The following is a 6,001-nucleotide window of genomic DNA, read 5'->3' as shown; positions in this document are numbered from 1 at the left end:
GTGCTGGCCGCCGCGCTCGCCCCGCTCGCCGCGGCCGGATGCTCCGCCGAGGAGCCCGCCCCGGCCCCGGTGCACGGCCCGGCGGGCGCCCCGCGCGACGCCATGGTCATGCTGATCCGGCACGCGGAGCAGCCCTACCCCGGCGACACCGGCGAAGACGCGGACGGCAACGAGGACCCCGGCTTCCTCGCCGGACGCGGCCTGCGCAGGGCCGAAGAGCTGCCCGGGCTGTTCACGGCCGCCCGCGGCTCGTCCCGGCTGCCCCGCCCCGCCGCCCTGTTCGCCGCGGGCGGGGCCGGCGCACCCGCCCGCTGCCGGCTGACCGTCGAACCGCTGGCCGCGGCCCTCCACATCCCGGTGCGCACCCCGTACGCCGTCGGCGCCGAAGCGGCCCTCGCCCGTGCCGCCCTCGCCGCCCCGCAGCCCGTCCTTCTCTGCTGGGAGCACCACGGCGTCCCCCGCCTCGTCCGCGCCCTCGGCGCCGACCGGCTGCCCGGCGTGCCCGCCGCCTGGCCGGACCGCCACGACGTGGTGTGGGCGTTCACCCGCCGCAGCGGCCGCTGGACGTTCCGCGAGGTGCCGCAGCACCTGCTGTCCGGGGACGCCTGACCGGCCCAGCGCCCGCCGCCTGCCGCTCGCCACCGCCGTCCCGCCGACCGGGCGCCGCCGGACGCCCGTATGCCCGTACGCCCGTACGCACCGATGCCCGCGCGTCTCCGCGGCCGCGGCTCAGTCCAACCCCAGCGCCCTCGCCAGGTGCCCCGCCGTCCGCCCGAGCCCGCCCCGCGCGACCTGCTCCGGCGTGCCCGCGGCGACGATCCGGCCGCCGTCCGCGCCGCCGCCCGGCCCCAGGTCGACCACCCAGTCCGCGCCCGCGACCACGTCCATGTCGTGCTCGACGACCACCACCGTGTGGCCGGCGTCCACCAGCCCGTGCAACTGCCGTACCAGCACCTCGACATCGGCCGGGTGCAGCCCCGTCGTCGGCTCGTCCAGCAGGTACAGCGTGTGCTCGCGCCGCAGCCTCTGGAGCTCCGCCGCCAGCTTGATCCGCTGCGCCTCGCCGCCCGACAGCTCCGTGGCCGGCTGCCCCAGCCGCAGGTACCCCAGCCCGATCTCCTCCAGCGCCCGCAGGCTCCGGGCCGCCGCCGGGACCTCCGCGAAGAACTCCGCCGCCGCCTCCACCGTCAGCCCCAGCACCTCCGCGATGCTCAGCCCCGCGTGCCGGACCTCCAGCGTCTCGGCGTTGTACCGCGCCCCCGCGCACTCCGGGCAGGGCGCGTACGTACTGGGCAGGAACAGCAGCTCCACCGAGACGAAGCCCTCGCCCTGGCAGGTCTCGCAGCGGCCGCCCGGCACGTTGAACGAGAACCGGCCCGCCTTCCAGCCGCGGGCCCGCGCCTCGCCGGTCGCCGCGAACAGCCGGCGCACCACGTCGAAGAGCCCCGTGTACGTCGCCAGGTTGGACCGCGGCGTGCGCCCGATCGGCTTCTGGTCCACCTCCACCAGCCGCCGCACCGGGAACCCCGGATCGGCGGCGAGCCGCTCGCCCGCCTCCCGCGCCAGCACCTGCCCGACCAGCGTCGACTTCCCCGACCCCGACACTCCCGTCACGGCCGTGAACACGCCGAGCGGGAACTCCGCATCGACGTCGCGCAGGTTGTGCCGCCGCGCCCCGGACACCCGGACGGACCCGGCCGCCTCCCGCACCGCCCGCCCTGCACCCGCCGCGCGCTCCGCGAACAGGTGCCGCGCCGTCGCCGACCGGGCCACGCCGGCCAGCTCCGCGGGCGGGCCGCTGTGCAGCACCCGCCCGCCGTGCTCGCCCGCCCGCGGGCCCACGTCCACCACCCAGTCCGCATGCCGCACCACGTCAAGGTGGTGCTCCACCACGAACACCGTGTTCCCCGCCGCCTTCAGCCGGTCCAGCACACCCAGCAGCGCCTCCGTGTCGGCCGGATGCAGGCCGGCCGACGGCTCGTCCAGCACGTACACCACCCCGAACAGCCCCGACCGCAGCTGCGTCGCCAGCCGCAGCCGCTGCAACTCGCCAGCCGACAGCGTCGGCGCCGTCCGGTCCAGGCTCAGATAGCCCAGGCCCAGCTCGACGACCGGCGCGATCCGGGCCCGCAGGTCGGCCGCCAGCACCCGCGCCGCCTCCCCGCCCGGCGGCGTCCCCGCCAGCAACCGGTCCAGGCCCGTCAGCGGCAGCGCCGCCAACTCCGCGATGGTGCGCCCCGCGTACGTCACGGCGAGTGCCTCCGGCCGCAGCCGCCGCCCCGCGCACACCGGACACGGCGAATCGGTGAGGAACTTCTCCGCGCGGGCCCGCAGGGTGGCGCTGCGGCTCTCCGCGAACGTCTTCATCACCCATCTGTGCGCGCTCGTGTACGTCCCCCGGTACGGGCGCTGGATCCGCTCCGGATCGCGCACGGGGTGCACCGTGACGACCGGCTGCTCCTCGGTGAACAGGATCCACTCGCGGTCCGCCGCGGCCAGCTCCCGCCACGGCGCGTCCACGTCGTGCCCGAGCGCCTCCAGGATGTCCCGCAGGTTCTTGCCCTGCCAGGCGCCCGGCCAGGCGGCGATCGCGCCCTCGCGGATCGACAGGCCCGGATCGGGGACGAGCAGCTCCTCGGTGGTGCGGTGGATGCTGCCCAGCCCGTGGCACGAAGGGCACGCCCCCGCCGCGGTGTTGGGGGAGAAGGCGTCGGAGTCGAGCCGCTCGGCGCCCTGCGGGTAGGTGCCGGCGCGGGAGAACAGCATGCGCAGCGAGTTGGAGAGCAGGGTCACCGTCCCCACGGAGGAGCGGGAGCCGGGCGTGGAGCGCCGCTGCTCCAGCGACACCGCGGGCGGCAGACCGGTGACCGAGTCGACATCGGGCGCGCCGACCTGGTGGATGAGGCGGCGCGCGTACGGGGCGACCGACTCGAAGTAGCGGCGCTGCGCCTCGGCGTAGAGCGTGCCGAAGGCGAGGGAGCTCTTCCCGGAGCCGGAGACGCCGGTGAAGACGGTCAGGGCGTCGCGGGGGATGTCCACGTCGACGCCGCGCAGGTTGTGCTCGCGGGCTCCGCGGACACGTACGAACGGGTCGAGGGCGGGGGCCGGCGCCGGGCTCGCCGGACTCGACGGCCCCGACGCGGGAGGGCCTGAGGCCGCGCGGCGCCGGCGAGCCCGGCGAGGCGGCCGAAGGACTCCGGGAGGGCCGCCCGGCCGTCGGTGGAGGTGGTGACGAGCAGCTCGTCGGCGCCCGTCGGCGCAGCCACATCGGCGAGTCGGCCCGCGACCTGCTCGGCGGTGCCGTGGACGTGCCGGTGGGCGCGCCCTCGTGCGGCTCGCGCTCCCGCGCGCCGTCATGGCCATGGACTCGATCTCGGCGGCCGGGCGCAGCGGCGGGAAGCTGCCGCGCGTGCGCGAGGCGGCCGGCGACCAGCCCTCGGGGGCGAGGTCGAGGATCCGCCGGGCCTCCGCCTCGGTGGCGGCCCGGAGACCGCGACGTGCGGTGCGGGGCGGCCGGGGAAGAGGGATTCGAGCACGCCGAACTGCTCCGCCACGAGGAGCGGCTGGTGGTTCGGCAGCATGACGCCGCCGGGCGGCCGCGGGGATTCCCGGCCCGCGAGCCTAGGGTGGCCCGTATGAGTGAGCGCACGAACCGCCGGCCGCTGGCCGTCTTCGACATCGACAACACCCTGGCCGACACCGACCACCGCCAGCACTTCCTGGAGCGCCGGCCGCGGGACTGGGACGGGTTCTTCGGTGCGGCGCCGGCCGATCCGCCGCTCGCACGCGGGGTGGCGCTGGCGGTCGAGCGCGCAGCCGACAGCGAGATCGTCTACCTGACCGGCCGCCCGGAGCGGTGCCGGGCCGACACGCAGGAGTGGCTGGAGCGGCACGGGCTGCCGCAGGGGCGGGTGTGGATGCGCGGGGACAGGGACCGGCGGCCGGCGCGGCTGACCAAGCTGGAGATCCTGCGCCGCCTGGCGCGGAGCCGCGAGGTGCGGGTGCTCGTGGACGACGACGAGCTGGTGTGCCAGGCCGCGCGCGCCGAGGGGTTCCCGGTGGTGCTGGCGAACTGGGCGGCGGAGGCGCCGGAGCTGAGGTCTGCCCAGGAGGGCGAGGGCCGCACCTGACGACGGCCGGCGGCGGTGCGGCGGGCGCGCCCTGCCCCGGGGGAGGCCCCCGGAGCCCGGCGCGCCCGTCATTCCTCCTCGTCGAGCCGGAAGCCGACCTTCAGTCCCACCTGGTAGTGGGCGATCTCGCCGTTCTCGATGTGTCCGCGCATCTGCGTCACCTCGAACCAGTCGAGGTTGCGCAGCGTCCGGCTCGCTCGGGCGATCCCGTTGCGGATGGCCTGATCGATGCCCTCGGTGGACGTGCCGACGATTTCGGTCACCCGGTACGTGTGGTTGGACATGGAGGTCTCCCGACGGTGGGGGCTTCGTCGCCTTCTACGGTGCCCCAGTACGTCCTTCCTCGCGAGCTTTGCCGGATCAATTCCGCGGCGAATGCCCTTGACCGGCCCATTGGTCTATGCCAATTTCAAGCCATCTCGGATTTCCCCGCAGAAGGTGACCCCTCGTGAAGATGCGCTTCCTCGCCGTGTGCACCGCCGTCGCGGCCGCGACCGCCCTGACCGGATGCAGCGGCGCGGGCGGCGCGTCCGCGGGACCGGAGAAAGTGACGCTCTGGCTCATGAAGGGCAGCGCCTCCGACGAGTTCATCGCCCGCTTCACCGCCTCCTTCGAGCAGGAGCACCCCGGCGTCGACCTCGACGTCCGCATCCAGGAGTGGACCGGCATCGGCGAGAAGGTCGACGCCGTCCTCTCCGGCCGCGGCGGCGAGAGCGCCGACCTCATCGAGGTCGGCAACACCCAGGTCGCCCGCTACATCGAGACCGGAGGCGTCTCCGAACTCACCCTCGACGGCATGCGCAAGTGGGGCAACCAGGACTGGCTCGACGGCCTTGCCGACCCGAGCAGCATCGGCGGGGCCCAGTACGGCGTCCCCTGGTACGCCGCGAACCGCGTCGTGATCTACCACAAGGACCTCTTCGCGGACGCCGGCATCAAGACGCCGCCCCGGAACCGCCAGGAGTGGATCCAGGCCACCCAGAAGCTCGACAAGGGCGACCAGCAGGGCATCTACCTCGCCGGACAGAACTGGTACGTCCTCTCCGGCTTCGTCTGGGACGAGGGCGGCGACCTCGCCGTCCAGAACAACGGCACATGGGAGGGCACCCTCCACGACGAGAAGGCCCTCGCCGGCATGGAGTTCTACAAGCAGCTCCAGGCCCTCGGCGACGGCCCCAAGGGCGCCGACGAGGAGACACCCCCGCAGACCGAGGTCTTCGCCCGCGGCAAGGTCGCCCAGATCATCGGCCCGCCCAGCCAGGCCGCCGCCATCGAGGCCGCCAACCCCGCCCTCAAGGGCAAGCTCGGCTTCTTCCCCGTCCCCGGGAAGACCTCCGACAAGCCCGGCGCCGTCTTCACCGGCGGCTCCGTCCTGATCATCCCGGAGAAGGCGCGGCAGCGCGACCACGCCATCGACGTCATCACCGCCCTGGTCAGCGAGAGGTGGCAGACCGAACTCGCCCGCACCATGAGCTACGTGCCCAACAAGACCACCCTCGCCCACGTCGTCGCCGGCAACGAGGGGGCCGCCAGCATGGCCGTCGGCGCCGCCCACGGCCGGGCCACCCCCAAGTCCGCCCGCTGGGCCGAGGTCGAGGCCCAGAACCCGATCAAGCCGTACATGACAGCCGTCCTCACCGGCCAGGACCCCCGCAAGGCGGCCCGCACCGCCTCCGAGACCATCACCACGGTCCTGAACACCGAACGCTGAGCCGCCGAGTTCAAAGTCCGCACACCCGGCGGCCGCGAAGCGGTCACACCGAATCCAGCCGGTCACGGAAGAAGTAGAGGGGCCGGGCCGCCACGCCTGCGGCCCGCGCTCCGTGCCCGGACCTGGAGCCGCCATGACCATCGCCCCCCTGTCCCCGAGC

5 protein-coding genes are annotated in these 6,001 nt (G+C 74.9%); 3 read left to right on the top strand and 2 right to left on the bottom strand.

The genetic code is table 11. The features are described 5' to 3' along the window. A partial coding sequence (locus EF903_RS27245) for a hypothetical protein (protein ID WP_260615993.1) occupies nucleotides 1-609 on the top strand: 609 nt, incomplete at its 5' end. Nucleotides 610-729: 120 nt separating this feature from the next. On the opposite strand, the gene EF903_RS27240 is transcribed toward EF903_RS27245, so the two are convergent. Next, entirely contained in the window at nucleotides 730-3,039 is a 2,310-nt protein-coding gene (locus EF903_RS27240; RefSeq protein ID WP_399421797.1) for an ABC transporter, read from the bottom strand. A gap of 596 nt (nucleotides 3,040-3,635) precedes the next feature. On the opposite strand from EF903_RS27240, the gene EF903_RS27230 reads away from it, so the two are divergent. Next, the gene (locus tag EF903_RS27230; RefSeq protein WP_125547547.1) at nucleotides 3,636-4,130 is read left to right on the top strand and encodes a hypothetical protein; all 495 of its coding nucleotides are present in this window, start codon (nucleotides 3,636-3,638) and stop codon (nucleotides 4,128-4,130) included. A gap of 68 nt (nucleotides 4,131-4,198) precedes the next feature. Here EF903_RS27230 and EF903_RS27225 read toward each other — a convergent pair whose 3' ends face one another. Next, nucleotides 4,199-4,414 (bottom strand): dodecin, encoded by a 216-nt coding sequence (locus EF903_RS27225; protein ID WP_125547545.1) that lies wholly within the window; start codon nucleotides 4,412-4,414, stop codon nucleotides 4,199-4,201. Between the two features lie 164 nt (nucleotides 4,415-4,578). Between EF903_RS27225 and EF903_RS27220 the strand changes: the two genes are divergently transcribed. Then, the gene (locus EF903_RS27220; protein WP_399421795.1) at nucleotides 4,579-5,841 is read left to right on the top strand and encodes an extracellular solute-binding protein; all 1,263 of its coding nucleotides are present in this window, start codon (nucleotides 4,579-4,581) and stop codon (nucleotides 5,839-5,841) included. Nucleotides 5,842-6,001: the final 160 nt, after the last annotated feature.

It is taken from the genome of Streptomyces sp. WAC05292 (genome assembly GCF_003949955.1).
Classification (GTDB): Bacteria; Actinomycetota; Actinomycetes; order Streptomycetales; family Streptomycetaceae; genus Streptomyces; species Streptomyces globosus.
Note: the sequence above shows the minus strand (reverse complement) of the source record. Positions and strands in the feature narration are given on the sequence as shown.